The 18422-nt window shown below is 57.5% G+C and carries 15 protein-coding genes; 5 read left to right on the forward strand and 10 right to left on the reverse strand.

Features of this window, described 5'->3' with window-relative positions; all coding sequences use genetic code 11:
* Window positions 1–545: 545 nt before the first annotated feature.
* Entirely contained in the window at window positions 546–1319 is a 774-nt protein-coding gene (locus PQR27_RS37750; RefSeq protein ID WP_408528757.1) for an MBL fold metallo-hydrolase, read from the forward strand.
* Between the two features lie 222 nt (window positions 1320–1541).
* Here PQR27_RS37750 and PQR27_RS37755 read toward each other — a convergent pair whose 3' ends face one another.
* Window positions 1542–3422: an AAA family ATPase gene (locus PQR27_RS37755; protein ID WP_408528758.1), complete on the reverse strand. Its 1881-nt coding sequence runs from the start codon at window positions 3420–3422 to the stop codon at window positions 1542–1544.
* A gap of 920 nt (window positions 3423–4342) precedes the next feature.
* Here PQR27_RS37755 and PQR27_RS37760 point away from each other — a divergent pair.
* Complete coding sequence (locus PQR27_RS37760) at window positions 4343–4843, forward strand: hypothetical protein (protein WP_408528759.1); 501 nt, start codon at window positions 4343–4345, stop codon at window positions 4841–4843.
* Window positions 4844–5453: 610 nt separating this feature from the next.
* Here the strand turns inward: PQR27_RS37760 and PQR27_RS37765 are convergent.
* From PQR27_RS37765 to PQR27_RS37795, 7 genes are all read right to left on the reverse strand, one after another.
* Window positions 5454–6356 carry an NAD(P)-dependent oxidoreductase gene (locus PQR27_RS37765; RefSeq protein WP_408528760.1) on the reverse strand — a complete coding sequence of 301 codons (903 nt, stop codon included), beginning with the start codon at window positions 6354–6356 and terminating at the stop codon, window positions 5454–5456.
* A 124-nt stretch (window positions 6357–6480) separates the two neighbouring features.
* Window positions 6481–7188, reverse strand: coding sequence for a substrate-binding domain-containing protein (locus PQR27_RS37770; RefSeq protein WP_408528761.1), 708 nt, complete (start codon window positions 7186–7188; stop codon window positions 6481–6483).
* A gap of 15 nt (window positions 7189–7203) precedes the next feature.
* On the reverse strand, window positions 7204–7887 hold the full coding sequence (ligK, locus tag PQR27_RS37775) for a 4-carboxy-4-hydroxy-2-oxoadipate aldolase/oxaloacetate decarboxylase (protein WP_408528762.1): 684 nt from the start codon (window positions 7885–7887) through the stop codon (window positions 7204–7206).
* A 2-nt stretch (window positions 7888–7889) separates the two neighbouring features.
* The gene (locus PQR27_RS37780) at window positions 7890–8915 is read right to left on the reverse strand and encodes an amidohydrolase family protein (protein ID WP_408528763.1); all 1026 of its coding nucleotides are present in this window, start codon (window positions 8913–8915) and stop codon (window positions 7890–7892) included.
* A gap of 114 nt (window positions 8916–9029) precedes the next feature.
* Window positions 9030–10016, reverse strand: coding sequence for a porin (locus PQR27_RS37785; RefSeq protein ID WP_408528979.1), 987 nt, complete (start codon window positions 10014–10016; stop codon window positions 9030–9032).
* Window positions 10017–10174: 158 nt separating this feature from the next.
* A complete protein-coding gene (locus PQR27_RS37790; protein ID WP_408528764.1) occupies window positions 10175–11476 on the reverse strand; it encodes a dicarboxylate/amino acid:cation symporter in 1302 nt (433 codons plus the stop codon).
* A 97-nt stretch (window positions 11477–11573) separates the two neighbouring features.
* Entirely contained in the window at window positions 11574–12449 is an 876-nt protein-coding gene (locus tag PQR27_RS37795; RefSeq protein WP_408528765.1) for an amidohydrolase family protein, read from the reverse strand.
* Between the two features lie 131 nt (window positions 12450–12580).
* Here PQR27_RS37795 and PQR27_RS37800 point away from each other — a divergent pair, with 131 nt between their 5' ends.
* Complete coding sequence (locus PQR27_RS37800) at window positions 12581–13513, forward strand: LysR substrate-binding domain-containing protein (RefSeq protein WP_408528766.1); 933 nt, start codon at window positions 12581–12583, stop codon at window positions 13511–13513.
* Between the two features lie 1039 nt (window positions 13514–14552).
* Here the strand turns inward: PQR27_RS37800 and PQR27_RS37805 are convergent.
* Entirely contained in the window at window positions 14553–14969 is a 417-nt protein-coding gene (locus PQR27_RS37805; RefSeq protein ID WP_408528767.1) for a cupredoxin domain-containing protein, read from the reverse strand.
* Window positions 14970–16073: 1104 nt separating this feature from the next.
* On the opposite strand from PQR27_RS37805, the gene PQR27_RS37810 reads away from it, so the two are divergent.
* Together PQR27_RS37810 and PQR27_RS37815 are read left to right on the forward strand one after the other, a co-directional pair.
* On the forward strand, window positions 16074–16967 hold the full coding sequence (locus PQR27_RS37810; protein ID WP_408528768.1) for an MlaD family protein: 894 nt from the start codon (window positions 16074–16076) through the stop codon (window positions 16965–16967).
* On the forward strand, window positions 16964–17572 hold the full coding sequence (locus PQR27_RS37815) for an ABC-type transport auxiliary lipoprotein family protein (RefSeq protein WP_408528769.1): 609 nt from the start codon (window positions 16964–16966) through the stop codon (window positions 17570–17572). Before PQR27_RS37810 ends, PQR27_RS37815 begins: the two co-directional genes overlap by 4 nt.
* Here PQR27_RS37815 and PQR27_RS37820 read toward each other — a convergent pair.
* Complete coding sequence (locus PQR27_RS37820; RefSeq protein WP_408528770.1) at window positions 17569–18165, reverse strand: cytochrome b; 597 nt, start codon at window positions 18163–18165, stop codon at window positions 17569–17571. The two genes, PQR27_RS37815 and PQR27_RS37820, sit on opposite strands and share 4 nt — an antisense overlap.
* Window positions 18166–18422 lie beyond the last annotated feature (257 nt).

Raw genomic sequence — 18422 nt, forward strand, 5'->3', positions numbered from 1 at the left:
GGCATGGGCGCACCACAGCGACTCGTACGACTGGATGGACTGGCACAGTCCGTTTCCTGCGACAGGCCCAGCGGAGTGAACACGGTATGGCGGTGCTACGCTATCGCTGATGCGAAGCGACAGCTCGACTCGATAGTTTTCGCTGACGGAAGGAGCATTCGATTTTCTCGACAGGGGCCATTCGCGACCGACATATTTGCCCGGTCGCGAATGACGGGAATGACCGACATGCTGCCTCGCGGACTAGAAAAATGAATCGCCGCCTCTCGCAAGCGGCCGTTGCAGGCGCACGGACACGACCGGCAGTTGTGGGTCCGATGACGGTCGGCCGCGACACGCCGTGTCCGGCGAGAAGCACTCACTCGCGATCTGCGCTGAAGAGCGCCTTGTCCGGGAGAAAGCTTCCGAACCATCCTTCGATAGACTGCTCCGGCGAGTGGCTGTTATGCGCTGCGCACCAAATCGACGATGCGAGTCTCAACGCTCTCGATGTGCGACGCGGAGTGTGTCAAAGTAACAGCTCTTACCACCGTGAGCGACCCCACATGACCAAGTTACCGATTGCCGACCGATGGTTCGAACTCAAACGCATCAGCGACGACATTACCCTGCTTTGGGAACCACACGTCGTGCCGCTGATGCGCTGCAATATCTGGCATGTGCGCGGCCGCGACCGGGACCTGATGATCGACACAGGAATGGGTATCGTCAGTCTGCAGGATGCAGCCAGGCACCTGCTGCAGAAGGATGTCACCGCCGTTGCCACGCATACGCACTCGGATCATATCGGCGGACATCATGAGTTCGAGCACACGCTGGTTCACGAGTTGGAGGCAGACAATCTGCGCTCGCCGCGTGAGTCAGGCACCCTTCTGGCGTCGGTATTGGGCGCCGAAGCAATTCACCGGTATCGCGAAGCAGGTTATCCGTTCGATGGCGATCTGATCACGGCCCTTCCCAGCGCTGATTACTCGATGTCCGACTATCGCGTGCGTGCCGCAACGGTCACGGAAATCGTCAAAGAAGGGAACATCGTCGATCTCGGCAACCGGCATTTTGAAGTCCTGCATCTACCCGGCCACTCACCGGGAAGCATTGGCCTATGGGAAGCGGCATCCGGCACGCTGTTCTCGGGCGATGCGATCTACGACGGCCCGCTGCTGGATGAGATAGGCGGTGCTGATATTCCGACTTATGTGCGCACGATGAAGCGCTTGCGTGAATTGCCCGTGCAAGTGGTCCACGCTGGACACGACGGGAGCTTCGGGCGGGAACGACTGGTCGAGTTGGTCGATGCCTATCTAGCTAAACGCGCCTGATCGTTGGACGGGTCCGCCGCTCGATGCGTTGCCGGCCGGACTTCGCGCGCGAAGGAAACGGTTGGCGTATGTCGGCCAGGAGCGGTCAGTCGAAGCAGACACCTGAATCGTCGACAACGCGCGCATGGCACTCCCTATTCTCAACAAGTCCAGGCCTATGGATCCGAAGCGGCGCTTCCGGGCCCTTGTATTCCGCTGGTTTCTTCGATGGCTTTAGAATTTTTAGACTGCGGCTTCCACTCCGTTCATCCCGCCCGTGACGAGGGCACCCGAGGGCTGCACCGCGGTCCGAGTTGCGATTGGGTTCAACACCCTGGTAAGGGTGTCCGCTACCTCAGCAGGGAAGAATTGGGGAAATTCTCCTATGATTTGTAGAATTCCGAGTTTTAGGACCGAATCACCTTGGCCGCGAGCAATCGCATTCAACTCCGGGATCGCCTGGAGCAATTTAGTCTCGTAGTCGTGACCTTGATGGAGAAGGTATGCTTGTGGGTATTGAAGCTCATATCCATTCTCCAATTTCACCGGCCTTAGATCGGAAAGCGGAATTGAAAGTAGCGCCAGAATAGCATCAATCATTTTCTGGCATTCTTGCTGCGTCAGGTTAGTCGAGTCGGTGTAAGCGTGCTTGTTGTTTGTGACACCAAAATCCATAAAGCTCTTTTTGCTGTGGCGTATTAGAGCTAGGCATATATATAGTGGATCAAGCAGATAATTCTCTATTGCGTACCTTGCGCCCTCGCCAAGCACGAAAATTGAATCGGTGGATTTATTTGTTGCATCGAAATCGATAATACCGAATGCCAGATCGCTTCCAGCGTAACGCAGGCGATTTACTATCTGAATGACATCCGTACAGTTGGATGTTCCGCTGTGGGGCTCAAGGAATACAGGCTCGAATGTGAAATTACGCCGACGGCGAAGGATATTATACAGTTGGGAGAAATATAGAACGTCATATTTGCTCTCAACAAAAATTTGACGTCTTTTTTCGAAGGACACACGGAGAAAATTGATTCCGCCCGTTAGGCTTTGTGTCGCTTGCGAATTACTGACCAACTGCGGCAGTTTGGTGTTCCTGTTGACCTCGAAGATGCAACTATCTGGCGCCATTGCAACTGTTGACGGTGAGTGTGTTGTCATGACGACTTTTACGCCAGCTTTTTTGACGAGCGTTTCGATTAAAGTCTCGATCAGCAACTTTGAGAACTCTGGGTGTAGTGGCGCGTCGGGTTCGTCCAACAGAAGAAGGTCGGGACGGTCGCCATTTTCCTGTGTATTGTAGATTGCGAGCGCCAAAGACATAAGAACCTTCTCGCCTGACGATAAGTCGTTGACTGAAATATTTGTGTTGGTAGTTTCATCGACAAGCCTGAGATGGTATGGCAATTCGAAATCGCCGACCTCGGGGCTGGTTACGCGATAAGGAAGATTCGCGCTCGCAAGCACGTCATTGACCAAAACCCAAGGAGCAGGTCCATATTTTTCAACAAAGTCCGTGTCGCTCAGAAAACTAATTCCGCTTATTTTTAGCGCTTCTGACCGATACTTGTTTACATCATTTTTGAACTTGCGGTTGTGGTATGACTTAAATATAAGTGCGCACTGGGTAATAAACAAATTTCCCTGCGGAACATCCGTGAATCTTAAATTTTCCGAAACGTCATTCTGATTCAATTCTTCAAGTCGCTTGCCAGAGCGCTTAAGGATCTGCGATATAACTGACTGCAAGGGAGGGTTGTTGACGACTCTCGGCATGAATTGCATTACCGGGTCGGCAAATTGCTCGCCCTTGCTTAGGGCAGCTTTGTACTGCTGAACAATTCCATTCATTTGATTCAACCAATTATTTACGTTTGAAATAATTTGATTGGAATCACATTGTTCATCCACCTGTGGATTTAATCCGTTATAGCCAATTAATGTTATTTTTTGCGCGACCTTTCCATCAATGACGATGTTCGAGAGTGTTGGGTTAGCCATTGCTTCCAAAAGATGACTTTTCCCGCTTCCATTTTTCCCCGTAAATATCGCGAAGTCGGGCAGTTCAAACGATAGTCCCCGAGGGATGGACTTGTGGCTACTATTGACTGTAATTTTCATGGTCTAAATGGGTTTCATCGATTCGGGACCGATGTTTGGTTTTGGAATTGCTTTGGTTATAACGTCGAGCCTCGCGCCGCGTTTGGCCCATACCGCTTGATTACGCGAACCAGTCTTACGTCATTCTATTCGACTTGGCTTGTTTTGTGAGACCGTGGTGTGGTGACAACTGGCCTTGATCTGGCCGGCCGTGATACGGGATCGCGATTGCCCTCACTTTCTCGAAAATCGAATTTTCGATCGCCAAGCTGCGGTCACAGGGGTTCCGTAGCGGTCTCTGGCGGGCCAACTGCGAACGCCCTTGCCTCAGACGTAGAAGCAGCCAAGCCATTGACACATGACGCGGGTAGGTCACGTGTGTCGGGCGAAAGGCCGTTGTTAAAGTTGTTCAGTGTCGCTTTTGGGTCGACTTCCGCCGACCGTATCTGGCAGTAGCCTGTCAATTTCGGCCGTTCGGCATCGATGTGTAGATAGTCGACAACCTGGCTACCCTCGGGTAGAAACGATTAGTTCCTGCTGTCGATCGCCGATGGTGTCCCAAGACAGCAAAACGGGCCGCGACATGCGCTCACACACTCGGTTCCGCGTCCCATCGAATCGAAGCTCGACTTGGTCATGGTCGTGGTTGTCACGTCAAGTGTTCGATTATGCAGGTATGTTTGACGCGCAGGCGTCGCAATGGTTTGATCCCAGACTGACACGGCAGATGACCCCGGTTCGTATCGGGAGCACGGGAGGAACGACCCCAGACCTGTGTCAGGCGCCGGCGCCCCTGAACGATAATTTGCCAAACGCGGGTTTGGCCCCATTGTCAGGCCCATCCGGCCCACCGCTAGAATCCGCCCTAGTCGCCGCGCCTTTCAGGAATTTTATGGAACACGGCATGGATCACCCACTTGCAATTCGAGGGAGCCGAAAAAATGAAGTTCCTTTTGCGCTTGTTTACGATCGTCCATGGGCTGATGGCTATTCTATTCACCTGCGCGGCGCTGATGTTGATTGCGATTGCTGCGCGCATAGGATCGATTGCATTCGCGAGTCAATGGGACCAGACAGGCGCGCAATCCATCATTGAAGCTTTGGGGCTGCTGGCTGGGGCCGTTGTCGCCTTGCAGATCGCCGAGACCATCGTAGAGGAAGAGGTCATACGGGAGGCTGACGTGAGCGCGCCGACGCGGGTACGACGTTTCATGTCGCGATTCTTAGTGGTCGTCGTCGTCGCGCTTGCCATCGAAGGGCTCGTTGCAACCTTCAAAGCGCTGCACCAAGATCCATCGCAGCTTCGGTATGCGGCCGGGCTGATTGCTTCGACAGCCTTGCTTCTTGCCTCCTGGGGGCTGTTCGTCCACCTGAATCGGTCCGCGGAGGAGTTAGAGCCGGAGGCCATGGCGGAGGCGAAACGCGAAGACAAGAAAGTGTAATAGTCCAGTGCCGAATGTGCTGCCCGAATGCCCACCTTGACACGAAGCGCCTGATGCGTATGGAAAAGCTTCGTCACGATGAGGCTGGTTTGTCAGGCGACCGCGATCGGGGTCGGTAGTCCGAATCAAGAGTGTCACGTTTGCGACAGTAGAAAGTGTCAACTCGCGACAACGCCGCGTTCGCGTATTGGGCCAGCCTTGCCGGACACGCGATCCGCTCAATACAGGGCCGCCCGCGGGCCAAGGCAGCGGCAACCGGCCAGGAGGCGTCATTCGTCTGTACGGCCATGCAGACGTTCAGATGTCGGATCCGCACCAGAAAACGGCCATTGGGCTTGCGAAGCTTAACGTCGGTTCATAGCGTTGATGACAACAACGCAGCGAAACAAACAGCCGCGCCGTGGTGCTTATCGGGCGTCGAGCGAACGTAGTCGGGCGGAGTGCTCGGTGGCATTCGAACGGGGGGCTGCCCGGCGATCTCGTTGCTGTGCGCTACGGGCAAACAGTCCAGGCAGTGATCCCTGGCGCGGCACGACGCTCGGCGTGCGATCGCGAGTCAATAGCATTGCGCAATACCTGCGCATAAAGGGGAAAGAATATTGCTACGTCATCAGGCGGGTTTCAGCAGCCTTCGCCACTCGGACAAGCTGCCTTTGGGATCGAGCGCTTCGACCAGCGGCGCGGCGCGCGCCGCAAGGTCCTGTTGCACATCGGCAATCGCGCTGGCGAGGGCGCCCGACATGCCCAGACCTTCGAGCATCAGCGCGGCTTCGCGCATTTCTTCGGAGCGTCGTTGTCCGTGCTCGACAACCCGGCCGATCAGATACGCTTCATAGCCCTTTTCCCAGCCCATGCCCGGAAAGCTTGCCGCGAGCGACGCAAGCACGCGGTCGTCGACGTCGAACTGTTTGGCCGCCAACATCGATTGAACGCAAAGCGCCTCCATGCCTTTGATCATGATGCTGCGGCACAACTTGATGGCTGAAGCGAGGCCGACTTCCTGCGCTACGGCCTCCGTGCGCATGCCCAGACCGTTAAGAATATCCGCCGTTTGCGAGGCTAGCCGGCCGCCCAACAGCATCGGCACTCTTACGCCTTGCGGCGGGACCGGAGCCATCACCGCGGCTTCCACGTAATCCGCGCCGTTGCGCTCGATCTGCTGGCAGTTGCGCTGCTTGACAGCGGGCGATACAGAATTGAGGTCGAGATAGGTCTGACCGCTCGTCAGATATTCGGCCGAAGCCGTGGCAACCACTTCCGCCTGGCTTGCCGTGACCACGGAGAAAACGAGTTGCGCATCGCGAAGTGACGTTGCGAGGTCGTTGGCGATATGGGCCTCGCAGTCGCGGGCCCGCTGCACGATCGTCGACCGCGTTGCAGCATCTTGCAGCTTGATGTCGAAGACCGACACTTCATGGCCGGCGGCGGTCAATGCTCGCGCGAAGATAGGCCCGACTTCTCCGAAGCCGATGATCGCGACGCGGCCTATATGCTGATTGCTGTTCTGATCCATGCTGATTCTCTGCGAGTGAAGGTTCGAGATGAAAGCGAGGGGACGTGGTCTGCGCATTCGATATTGAAGCTGTAGCAGGGCGGGAGCGCGAAGAGCGACCTTAACCCCGCTATTGGGGACCCCCTCATGATGGTTCCATGCCATGACGAAGCTTGACGGAATCAGCCTGGGGCGAGGCCAGAAAGGAGATCAGTTCCTCCGCGGCTTCATGCCGCTTAGACGCTGTGCATATGGCTGCCGAGAATACGGTGATGACCTGAATCTCGGGCGGCAGAGAGCCGATGACATCAATGCCTGCCAGAGGCATTAATTCGCTCAATTGCTGGAAACCCAGTTCGACTTCCCCCTGCGCGACGAGCGTGCCTACTGGAACGCCGGGCGGCGCCTGCACGATGCGCGGCGCGATGGCTTCAGCGATGCCCCAGCGCTCGAACAAGCGGCTGAGGTGCGAACCGCTGGGACCCGTCGAATAGCCGATGCTGCGCGCGGCCAGAATGGCGTCGCGAACGGCGGCTTCAGTACCGGTCTCCGGTCGAGGCGCCCCGGCCGCCACCGCAATTGCCACGCCCGAACGCGCCAGGTCGACTCGACTGGCCGGATCGATCCTGCCGGCCGCGGCCAGCCGGTCGATCGCGTCGGCCGCAAGCACGACGATATCGAATGGCTCGCCTTCCTGGACGCGACGGGCAGCAGCGACCCCACCGACCGATTCGATGACCACCGGTCGTCCCGATAGCCGCTCGTATTCTTCGACCAACTCGGAAAGCACGTTGCGCGTGGCCATCGACGAGATACCGGTGATCCGTTCATTGATGGTTTGACCAGTGACCATGGTTGTCGCCCCTTTTTAATCGATATAGCGCAGCCCGGCTTGTTGCAGCGGTCCGCGCATGTTGTACATATCCAGACCGAGCACGCCGGCGGCCAGCTTCGCGCGCTTCTCGCCCTCGTTCGCTTCGCGCGCGGCCGCCTTTTCGAGAACATTCTGCGCCGATGCCGCCGGCACCACGACCACACCATCGTCGTCCGCGACGACGACATCGCCGGGCATCACCAGCGCGCCGGCGCATACCACTGGAATGTTCACCGACCCGAGCGTGGCTTTGACCGTCCCTTTGGACGAGATTGCCTTGCTCCATACCGGGAAGTTCATCTCCGCCAGCACGCGCACATCGCGCACGCCTCCGTCGATAATGAGCCCTCGTGCGCCGCGTGCCTTGAAGCTTGTTGCCAGCAGGTCACCGAAAAAGCCGTCGGTGGAATCGGCCGTGACAGCCGCAACGACGACGTCGCCAGGCTGGATTTGCTCCGCCGCGACGTGCAGCATCCAGTTGTCGCCCGGCTGGAGCAGGACCGTGACGACCGTGCCGCCCGTCTGCGCGCCGTTATAGATCGGCCGCATATAGGGCTTCATCAGGCCCACGCGCCCCATCGCCTCGTGGACAGTCGCGGACCCGAGCGCGCCGAGTTTGGCGGCCGTATCGCCATCCGCGCGCTGAATGTTTCGATATACGACCCCTAGTTCAATCATGATCAATCTCCTTTCGTTTTGAGCGCTGCATCGAGGCGCGGGTAGACACGCCGCGCGTTACCCTCGTAGATCTTGTACCGCTCGTCTGCGTCGATATGCGCGGTCTCAATGTAGCGCTTGGTGTCGTCGAAATAGTTGCCCGTCTCCGGATCGATGCCGCGCACGGCGCCGATCATCTCGCTCGCAAACAGAATGTTGTCCACCGGAATCACGCGCGTAAGCAGATCGATGCCCGGCTGGTGGTAGACGCAGGTGTCGAAGAAGACGTTGTTGAGCAGATGGTCCTTCAGTAACGGCTTCTTGAGTTCCTGCGCGAGCCCGCGGAAGCGGCCCCAGTGATAGGGAACCGCGCCGCCGCCATGCGGGATCACAAAGCGCAAGGTCGGAAAATCGCGGAACAGGTTCGACGTGAGGCACTGCATGAAAGCGGTGGTGTCGGCATTCAGGTAGTGAGCGCCGGTCGTGTGGAAGCACGCGTTGCAGCTCGTGCTCACGTGGATCATCGCCGGGATGTCGTACTCGACCATCTTCTCGTAAATCGGATACCAGTAGCGGTCCGAGAGTGGCGGGCTGGTCCAGTGGCCGCCCGACGGATCCGGATTGAGATTGATCGCAACGTTGCCGTACTCCTCCACGCACTTGACGAGCTCGGGGATGCACGTGGCGACATCCACGCCGGGGCTTTGCGGCAACATCGCGGCCGGAATGAAATGCTCGGGGAAAAGCTGGCTCACGCGGAAACACAGCTCATTGCAGATCGCCGCCCAAGTGCTGGAGACCTGAAAGTCCCCGATGTGATGCGCCATGAAGCTTGCTCGCGGGCTGAAGATCGTGAGGTCGAGACCGCGTTCGCGCATCAGCCGCAGCTGATTGCTTTCGATCGACTCGCGCAACTCGTCGTCGCCGATGTGCAATTCGGACGCCTTCGGCATCTCGGACGGACCCGTGATGCCCGCAATCTGGCGGTTACGCCAGTTCTCCAGCGCCTTCGGCGCGGTGGTGTAATGGCCATGAATGTCGATGATCATCGTCGCTCCCAATAACTGATTCGATTGTCAGCGCGACATGGCGAGTGCCATGCGCTGGTTCTGCATTAAGCGCTACCGGCGCGCGAAGGAAACGACCTCTGCGCGCGCCGCGACTTAAAACGTATGCCGAACTCCTACTCCGAGGGTATTGCCGACGGGCTTGTCGCTCAGCTTGTCGAGTGAATATATGGCGTAAATATCGGTGCGTTTGGAGAGCAAATGGTCGAATCCAATGGTCGCCGTGTTGCGCAAGCTATTGTCGACGGGTCCAGAGCGCCGCGTCCGCGCCCATTCAACGAGAAGGAAATCTGCTGGCGAAAACGGCACGGAAAGACCGGCTTCATAGGTATGCGTGCCGGTAGGCGTGCTGACGTCGCTCGTCATCACTGCCGCAGCGTAGAGAGTCGCGACCTTGAAGTCGTAGGCGGCTCCCGCGAGGTATGCATACTGAGCGGCCACGGGGCCCACCATCGTGAAGCGAACACGCTGCGCGGAGAGTACTGCCGTCAGCCCGTTGTTCACATAGGCGAGATGGACGCCGAGATTGCCGACTCCCGGTGAACCCGCTACGCCGCCCATACCGTAGATGACCGTCGCCCCCAAGCCCTTGTAGGTCGGGGTTGTATATTGGGCAGCGTTGTTCCAGACCGTATCGCCGATGATCGAGCCACCGTAAGTCGCCACGAACGTTTGCAGCACCAAAGGTGAAAACACCACGGAAGAGCTAAACGGGTTAACCAGTGACATAGCCGTGTAGGTCGGGTTCCGATGTCTGCCGAAGGTAAGCTGACCAAAGGGGCCTGAGAAGCCAACATAAGCATTGCGCGACCAGAATGGGTCGCTTGCGCTGCGTCCGAGTGCGCCGTTATTCGGCTGAAAGAAGCTTTCCAGAGTGAATATAGCGTTCACACCGCCGCCGAGATCTTCCTTGCCGCGAATGCCCCAGAAGGACGTCGTCAGACCGCCGCTCCCCATCTGAACTTGCGAATGCTGCATATCGCTGCGCTTCAGACTGTCGACGTATGTGCCGACGATTCCGTAAAGCTGGACCTGTGAGGTGTCCTGGACCTGCGCGCTTACGCTGGCTGCGCACAATGTCATTGCTGCGCAAGCGCCGGCCTGCAAGCGTGATCGCTTTGTGCACGATCTCTTGGGGCGTGCAGTTCTCCTGATCCTCATGGGTCAGTCTCCTTTGTGCTTTGATTGTCTTTTACGGTGGCGGCCAGCCCGGAAGCGGGCCCCCGATACGAAGTCGTGCTCTAGCTGACCGTGCGCTTCTTCATGGCGGCGTCGAGCTTGTCGCGGTCGAGCTCGCGCTCCCAGGCGGAAACAACGAGCGTTGCGACACCGTTCCCAATCGTGTTGACGACGGCGAGTCCGGTGCCCATGAATCGGTGAATGCCGAGAATCAGCACCATGCCTGACACAGGGATGACGGGGAACACAAGCAGAGTCGAGGTGAGCATGATGAACGCAGCACCGGCCACGCCGCTCGCGCCCTTCGAGGTGAGCATTGCGACCACAATCAGTGTCATCTCCTGCGTGAAGGTGAGTTGGATATTGAAGGCCTGCGCGATGAACAGGACCGCCATCGTCAGATAGATGTTGGTGCCATCGAGATTGAACGAATAGCCCGCAGGCACGACGAGCCCTACCACCGGCTTGGAGCAGCCCAGGCGTTCGAGCTTTTCGAGCATCCCGGGCAGCGCCGCTTCGGATGAGCTCGTGCCGAGAACAATGAGAATCTCCTCGCGGATATAGCTCATGAAGCGAAAGATGTTGAAGCCCATCACTCGCCCAATCGCGCCGAGGACGACCACAACAAACACAAAAAGCGTCAGGTAGAACGCGCCGATCAGCTTGATCAGCGGCAAGACGGATCCGACTCCATATGTTCCGATTGTGTAGGCGATCGCACCGAAGGCTCCGATGGCAGCGGTCTTCATGATGATGTGAACGATGCCAAAGAACACGTTGGCGATGCCGCCGATGAACTCGACCAGCGGCTTGCCCCGTTCCCCGAGCGCGGCAAGCGCGGCGCCGAAGAGCACCGAGATGAGGAGAATCTGCAGCACATTGCCCGTCACGAACGCATCGACCACAGTGTTCGGGATGATGTGCATGAGGAACTCGACGGTGCTTTGCTCATGGGCTTGGGTCGCGTAGCCGGAAAGCGCGGAAGCATCAATTTTCGACGGATCGAGGTTGAAACCGGCACCCGGGCGCAACAGATGTCCGGCCATGAGCCCGATCATCAGCGAGAGCGTCGAGACGACTTCAAAATAAAGCAGGGCTTTTCCGCCGACGCGGCCGACCTTCTTCATGTCGCCCATGCCCGCGATGCCCGCGACCACGGTGCAGAAAATGATTGGGCCGATCACCATCTTGACGAGCTTGATGAATGCATCACCGAGTGGCTTCATCTGGACGGCGAGCGCCGGCGCGAAGTGGCCGAGCAGGACACCAATCAGGATCGCAGCCAGCACATGCACATAGAGTTGGCGGTAAAAGGGGACGCGTCTACGCGGCGTTGTATCAGGGGATGAGGTGGTGGCGTTCATCGCGGCTGCCCCGTGGCAAACGCGATGCGAGAACGAACGTTGGCTTGGGTCATGCTTTGTCTCCGATATGTTGTCTTGCGGCCTTTTTGACCGTCTGTTATTTAGCAGCGCCGAAGTCGTAGAGTCGTTCAGGGTTCTTGACCAGGATCTTGTGGAGCAGCACGGGGTCGTCGCAAATGCGGAACAGCAGGTCCACTAGTTCACCGTCATTGGGCATGTCCTTTGAGATATTTGGATGCGGCCAATCCGTGCCCCACAACACACGATCCGGTGCGGCATGAACGAGTGCTCGCGCGAAGGGAATCGCGTCGTCGAAGGGGCGCTTGCCCGCCGAGACTCGCTCGGAGCCGCACACCTTTACCCACGCGAGCGGATTCCGCATCAATTCCAGCAGTAGCCGGAACGGCTCCTGATCCAGACCCGCCTCGGCGCGCACGCGGCCCATGTGGTCGATTACGAATGGCACGCGAATCCGCCCGATCAGATCGGCGTATTTGACGATGTCCTGTGCGTCGAGGTGCAGGACGACATGCCAGCCAAGCGCTTCGATGCGCCGCAGCACGCGTTCGAATACGTCCAGGTCGGGCGCTCCGCCCAGATGGGCGACGAAATTAAAGCGTACGCCGCGCACACCCGCCTCGTTGAGCGCCTTCAGCGTTTCATCGGTCACGTCTGCATCGACGATGGCAACACCTCGGTATCGCCCGTTGCCCCGGGCGATCGCATCGAGCATCGCGGTGTTGTCGGTGCCGTGGCAGCTCGCTTGCACGATCACACCGCGCGCAAGGCCCAGATGGTCGTGCAGGGCAGCGAGTGATTCGAACGGCGCATCGGGTGGCGTGTAGCTGCGATCGTCGGCATAGGGGAAACGCTCAGCGGGGCCGAATACGTGGCAGTGGGCGTCGCACGCGAGCGGGGGGAGCCCATGCGACGGTTTGACTGGGTTCGGATCTGGCGGAAGACAGGGCTTCATGGTCTGGCTGGACTCCATTGAGAAAAGTTGCGAGGCATGGCAGCGAATGAGGATCATTGTGGCGATTCGAGTTAGTCAATACAATCGATATAGCCGACTAGCTGATATACGAAAACCGTATAGGAGCCGAAATGGAACTGAAGCAGCTCGAGGCCTTCGTGCACGTGGTTGAGCTAGGGAGCTTTACGCGCGCGGCCACGATCCTCGACACCAATCAACCGACCTTGAGCCGCCTCGTGCGACAGCTCGAGGTGGAATTAAGGCAGACCCTGCTCGTGCGGCACGGGCGCGGCGTCCTGGCAACCGATGCCGGGCAGGTCATGCTGGGTCATGCGAAGGGAATGCTGCTGCAGGCCGAGCGCGCGCGGCACGATCTTCGGCAATTGAAGGGGACGGTCAGCGGACACTTCAGCATCGGGCTTGCGCCGAGTTTCGCGAAGGTCGCCACGCAGGAGTTGATCCGGCAGTTCAGGCAGCGGTTTCCAGATGCGACGATCTCCGTGGCAGAGGGGCTTTCCACCTATCTGACAGAGTGGCTGATGATGGGGCGCATCGATGCGGCCGTGCTTTACGACACTTCGCTCACCGCACTCGTCGAGAAGCGCGCAGTGTTTGAGGAGGAACTGTTCCTGATTGGCATCGCTGGGGGCACAGGTGATCAGGCGCCGGAACAGATCCGCCTGAAGGACATCGCGCGCTATCCACTCGTCATTCCAGGGCGTATGCATGCGCTGCGGCAGGTCGTCGAAGCGCGCGCGGCCGAGGAGGGCGTCAAGCTCTCCATCGCGCTCGAGGTTGATGCGATCGGGGCGATTCTCGACCTCGTATGCGAGGGCTATGGTTACGCGGTGTTGCCTATCAATGCGCCGGCCACCGATCCGCTCAGGCGCCCGTTCTCCGTGACGCGCATACGGCACCCGACACTGCACAGCCGTCTCACAATCGCGACGAGCAGCCAGCACACCTTGTCACACCTGGCGATGGAGGCGATCGGCCTGATCGAGACCGAGGTGCTTCCGCTCTACACTGCGAACCGGGACCCTGCAGTAATGCGACTGAAATGATGCTTGAGAACGGGCGGCAACCTTTCGATTGTCTGTCCATTGCCTGGCCGAGGACATGCCGGTCGAGACGGCTGCTCGAACGGCCGTTCCAATTTGGAAGCTGCCGTAGCGCTAGGTGCTCCAACAGTTTGTGTCAGACTCTTTTGTCGCAAGTTCTCTGCTCGGATTGAGTTGAGTCGTGTTTGTGTCAAACTCTATTTCGTTGGCGTGCGATCGGGTGTATCGCTAGGCGTCTGATTTTATTAAAGGCGTTGTGTCAAACTCTATTGTTCGTTCACAACAGACAGAGCGCGAGTGTGCGGCTTCGATTGCGCGAATTGACCGCATTTCTGAGCGCACCAGCAAGCGGATCGCCTACGGCTACCGCAAATTGTTTCCGCTGTCGATGCTGACGCTATGTTTCGTCGGCATGGCTGAGTACAAGCGTCGGACCACTCGCTACGAACGAGTCACGCGGCTGGCACTTGCCGCGCAACGGCGGATCGGGTTCGCCGAAAACAAGTAGGAAAAACGCGGCACTCTATCGGAGGGGGAACCTGATGAAACTCGGCTCGCAATGGCTCGGATGTGTGATGTTCCTTGCCCTTTCGCACGCCCAAGCACAAGTTACTGGCGGCTGTGTCAGTGCACAGCAGCGTGCCGAATCGGACGCCCGTATCGCTGCGATGACGCTAGATTTCGACCCATCAACGCTGGGCCGCAATTTAGCGAATGCGGGTCAGGAGCGCTCGGACGCGTTGGAGGCGGTGCGGAAGTGCCAATCAGGAGCGGTGCTGGGGATGGGATGTGCGCGAGATCGACTTATACAATCTCGCGGACGAGTCATACAAGAATGCATCGAAGTCCGCTGCAGATTCGGATATGTCGTATAAACGGTTTGCCGCCGCCGGGTACTCCATTTTTTGGGCAAAGATTGTTGCTGGGCAAGTGCTAACGCTGCGCCGTCGCTTATCCCGTTCGCGTCAACCTTCGCCGACCGGTCTCATACTAACGGGGGCAGTGGAACGCGGTGCGTCAAAGAACGCATGACCCAAGCCGGTCAGGGCGTGACGAGCAAAGAAGTATGCAGGCCCATCGAGTAGTGGCCTGGCCTGTTGCAGATGACTACGTAGCGGCCGGGTGCCAGCTTGAGCGTCAAACGCTTGCTCTTGCCGGGATCGATATCCTCCACCTCTCCCATTTTCTTGAACTGACCCTCAGACACCTGTCCATGTTTAACTGGCAGCTTATCGGCCGCCAAGTCCGTTTTAAGAACGACGAACTCATGTGTCAGACCGGTGTCCGGTGCATTGCTTACCTCGAACGTGACTGCCCCTGCCTTGACGTGATTAGCATCAAGCTGGATCGCGTTCATGAGCAGCGTGGCTTTTATCGTCTGCTCTGCGTAACTGGGACTGCAAACGAGGCCGAGCGCGGCCACGCCAAGGAAGACTGCGGTGCGTGGGCTTGAGAACATGACGTTTTCCTCTGCGAATACCGCGAGTACCAAAGAGTGGCGGATCGCCCCTCCGCGTGATGCCGGGCGAACGCCCGGACGAAGCGTTAGGGCCGGCGTGCAGTCGATCGACATCAAGATGTGTCTGTAACTGATACTTATGCGTTGCTCACACTCCGTCCGAGTCGTGGTTGTCGTGCAAGGGTACGAATTTCAAGCGCGAGCGTTGATCATTCAGCACATCTCCTCACCACCATAGCGAAACGTTCAGCGCACCAGACTTATTCCAGTTTCGCAGGATTATTTTCGAGTTGGTCGCGATCCGATGAAGGCCTGAAGATCAAAGAGGAATTCGCAAAACAGGACAGACGTACTCCCGCCCTATCCGCCCAAAAGAGGGCGCGCGGGCTATTTTATGGTTTGGTGCGCGCAGAACAAGCGTGAAGCGCAGCCGATGAACAAAGTTCCTGCCTCGACCTTAAGGTGAGGTCTTCGCGGCAAAAAGGAAGTTGGTTCCCCCGCGCCAGCCGCTGACCGCTTCGAATGGAATATCGTGGCCCCGTCAGACGTTTACCAGGCGCAATCCCGCGATGCGTCGAGTCGTCCCCGCGCCACGGATTGATCGCTGACTAAGGACACACACTATGCCGAGCACGTCGATCTGATTACTCGCGTCCGCAAGACTCAAGAAACCAGCAACGCACAGGGCGACCGCTTCGAGAGCATACGGCTCATGACGAAGCCAGTAGTTGGGCAAAGCGCGTCTGTCGCGCTGACAGAAGATCACGATGAAAGCAACCAGGCTGTTATTAGCATTCCTCATGCTTGCGTTGCTAGGCTTAGCGGGATGCCCATCAGACGGGGGCTCGCATGGCGGTGGCGCGACGTCGGGCACTGGCAGTAGCAGTAGCGGCGGATATTGACCACTGCTGACATGCTGGATGCGAAGTGCGATCAGAATTCGGTCGTATGCGTTCGCCAGATGTCTGGAAAGCCGTGGTTTGGGAAGTTCCGCACGGATGAGTTGAGCGGCGTTGATCAGTCGCTCGCCCCGAGCGGGCTGAAACCTGCCCGGGGCCGCCGCTTGGCTAACGGTGTTCAGGACAACCATGTGAGACGTGCGCGATGAAAAACGACAACAATAAGAAGGCGGGATTTGTGTTCGTGGCGTTCCTGCTTGTCTCTTCTGTCGCGGGGGCCGTCTGGTATTTCCTTTCCCTAAGCCAATACGCGACCTATCAGATCTATACCGGGGAGTCAGTCTCCGGTCTCACTGCCGATGCCCCGGTCGAATTTCACGGTGTCGAGGTAGGAAAGGTGAAAAGCGTCAGGCTGGTCAATTCGCATTCGGTGGGCATCGTATTGAGTATCGACAAGACTGCCCCGGTTACTTCGGCCAGCGTAGCGACGGTTACCTCAAGAGGACTCGCGACACGAGGGTTTACCGGCTACGTTTACATTGCTCTCGAAGACGTCGGCATCAATCCGCAGCCACTGACTGTCCAGCCCGACGAAGCCTACCCGATCATACCGACGACACCGTCGAGAGTCGTGACCCTCGACACGACGATCAATCAGGTCAACGCAAATTTTCAGATTGTCACCGAACTGCTGAAATCAATACTCGACACGAAAACCGTAGCATCGTTGAAGCAATCCGCCGACAGTTTGCAGCAGGTGACCAAAGTACTGGCGGACAATACCAGCAAGCTTAGCTCTATCGTTGCCAATACTGAGCGTGCCAGTCATCGTTTTGAGCCGCTGCTGCAGTCGAGCGATGACACTGTAAAAGTGCTTCAAACGCAAATCTTGCCGGAGGCGCACTCGCTTCTACAATCGAGCGACGTCGCCGTGGGAGCGCTCCAGACGCAAATCTTGCCGGAAGCGAACAAGGCTCTGTTCAATCTTGATAGTCTGTCCAGTTCCTTTGCTGAGTTGGCGATCAGGATCAATCGAGACCCGTCAATCGTGATTCGCGGAACGGCGCAACGGCCGCTCGGGCCGGGAGAGGAAAAATGAAAATCGATACGTCCAGGGCGGCCTTCATCGTGCTCTGTGTCGTCCTTTTTTCGGGCTGCGCCCTGTTCTCGCCGGTCAAGACAGATACGAAACAGTATGCGCTGAACAATATCCCCCTCGATCTGCCCAGCAAGCAGACTCACTCCGCGACCCTGCTGGTTCTGGTCCCCGAGACCGAGCCGCTCTATGCCACCACGCAGATGGTCTATACGACCCAGACTTATCAGATCGCGTACTTCAGTCAAAATGAATGGGCAGAAACACCATCGCAGATGATTCAGCCTTTGATCGCTGAGACACTTCGACACACCCATTTTTTCAGCGAGGTTCTGTCATCCCCTGATTTCAGTCGCCATACGTTCGCGCTTCGCAGCGAAATCCTGGATTTAAAGCAGGACTTCACGTCGGACCCCGCGATGCTGCAACTCACAATGCGTTTCTATCTGAGCCGTGAGGCAACGAATCAGGTGATTGCGAGCAAGGAATTGTCGGTGCGCGAACCCATGCGGGAAAGGAGCCCGTACGCGGGAGTCGTGGCCGCCAATGAGGCCATGGAAAAACTATTGCGGGAACTAGTCAGGTTTGTGGTCGATAAAGCAGACTAGGGCAGCATTCTGCGTAAGGTATCGTCCTTCAATATGAAATGATGCATCAGCGCCGCACCCACATGAACGGATATAAAAAGGATGAGCATGTAACCGAGCCATTTGTGGATGCTGATGAGTCGCTGAAACAGATAGTCGTCGTGAGGAAGGAAATCTGGCAGTGTGAACAGGCCAAAAAACGATACCGGGATGCCAGCGGCGGACGACATCAGCCACCCGGTTATCGGCAGGGCGAACATCAGAGCGTAAAAGCAAAGGTGAACGAATCGGGCGGCGATTTTTTGCCAATCAGGCAGATTTACGACCAGTTGCGGCAGTACGTGGGTTAGACGCCAGGCCAACCGCATAGCAAGTAAAACGAGCACCAGCAGGCCGAACTCCTTATGGAAGAGAATCAGCATGATCTTCTTCGTATTGAAACCGACATCTGGAAGCGTGACCATGTAAAGACCCAATGCCGCAAGCCCAATGATAAGAAAAGCCATTGACCAGTGGAGCAGGATCGCGACCGCACCGAAATGGTCTTCGGTGTTCCCAATGGACGTCATCGCCCGTGCTCCTCTGATCAAAGATCGCGCCAGTGTACGGCTCATCCACTTTCATCATTCGATGCCGGCGGGTTTGACTTCGTTTCCGCTACACCCCCGTTTGCATACGCCGTCTCCTAAACGACGTCAGGAGCAGCCAACAGGGACTGAACCGCGGTGCGTGAGTTGTTAATCCTCGCCGTTTCCTCTTGCTATCGTCGCAAACATTTCGCCCGGTTCATTGCCCATGCGTCAATTGTTTGCTACGAAAGCTAAACGTTCAACCGACCGTACTTATTCCAGTGTTCCCGAGCTATTAGTCC

This window comes from Paraburkholderia fungorum, assembly GCF_046027215.1.
GTDB classification, from domain to species: domain Bacteria; phylum Pseudomonadota; class Gammaproteobacteria; order Burkholderiales; family Burkholderiaceae; genus Paraburkholderia; species Paraburkholderia fungorum_D.

Excerpts from the sequence above, each read along its gene's own strand:
- PQR27_RS37750 (WP_408528757.1), top strand. The coding sequence starts at position 546 with ATGACCAAGTTACCGATTGCCGACCGATGGTTCGAACTCAAACGCATC.
- PQR27_RS37755 (WP_408528758.1), bottom strand. The coding sequence starts at position 3,422 with ATGAAAATTACAGTCAATAGTAGCCACAAGTCCATCCCTCGGGGACTA.
- PQR27_RS37760 (WP_408528759.1), top strand. The coding sequence starts at position 4,343 with ATGAAGTTCCTTTTGCGCTTGTTTACGATCGTCCATGGGCTGATGGCT.
- PQR27_RS37765 (WP_408528760.1), bottom strand. The coding sequence starts at position 6,356 with ATGGATCAGAACAGCAATCAGCATATAGGCCGCGTCGCGATCATCGGC.
- PQR27_RS37770 (WP_408528761.1), bottom strand. The coding sequence starts at position 7,188 with ATGGTCACTGGTCAAACCATCAATGAACGGATCACCGGTATCTCGTCG.
- ligK (WP_408528762.1), bottom strand. The coding sequence starts at position 7,887 with ATGATTGAACTAGGGGTCGTATATCGAAACATTCAGCGCGCGGATGGC.
- PQR27_RS37780 (WP_408528763.1), bottom strand. The coding sequence starts at position 8,915 with ATGATCATCGACATTCATGGCCATTACACCACCGCGCCGAAGGCGCTG.
- PQR27_RS37785 (WP_408528979.1), bottom strand. The coding sequence starts at position 10,016 with ATGACATTGTGCGCAGCCAGCGTAAGCGCGCAGGTCCAGGACACCTCA.
- PQR27_RS37790 (WP_408528764.1), bottom strand. The coding sequence starts at position 11,476 with ATGAACGCCACCACCTCATCCCCTGATACAACGCCGCGTAGACGCGTC.
- PQR27_RS37795 (WP_408528765.1), bottom strand. The coding sequence starts at position 12,449 with ATGAAGCCCTGTCTTCCGCCAGATCCGAACCCAGTCAAACCGTCGCAT.
- PQR27_RS37800 (WP_408528766.1), top strand. The coding sequence starts at position 12,581 with ATGGAACTGAAGCAGCTCGAGGCCTTCGTGCACGTGGTTGAGCTAGGG.
- PQR27_RS37805 (WP_408528767.1), bottom strand. The coding sequence starts at position 14,969 with ATGTTCTCAAGCCCACGCACCGCAGTCTTCCTTGGCGTGGCCGCGCTC.
- PQR27_RS37810 (WP_408528768.1), top strand. The coding sequence starts at position 16,074 with ATGAAAAACGACAACAATAAGAAGGCGGGATTTGTGTTCGTGGCGTTC.
- PQR27_RS37815 (WP_408528769.1), top strand. The coding sequence starts at position 16,964 with ATGAAAATCGATACGTCCAGGGCGGCCTTCATCGTGCTCTGTGTCGTC.
- PQR27_RS37820 (WP_408528770.1), bottom strand. The coding sequence starts at position 18,165 with ATGAGCCGTACACTGGCGCGATCTTTGATCAGAGGAGCACGGGCGATG.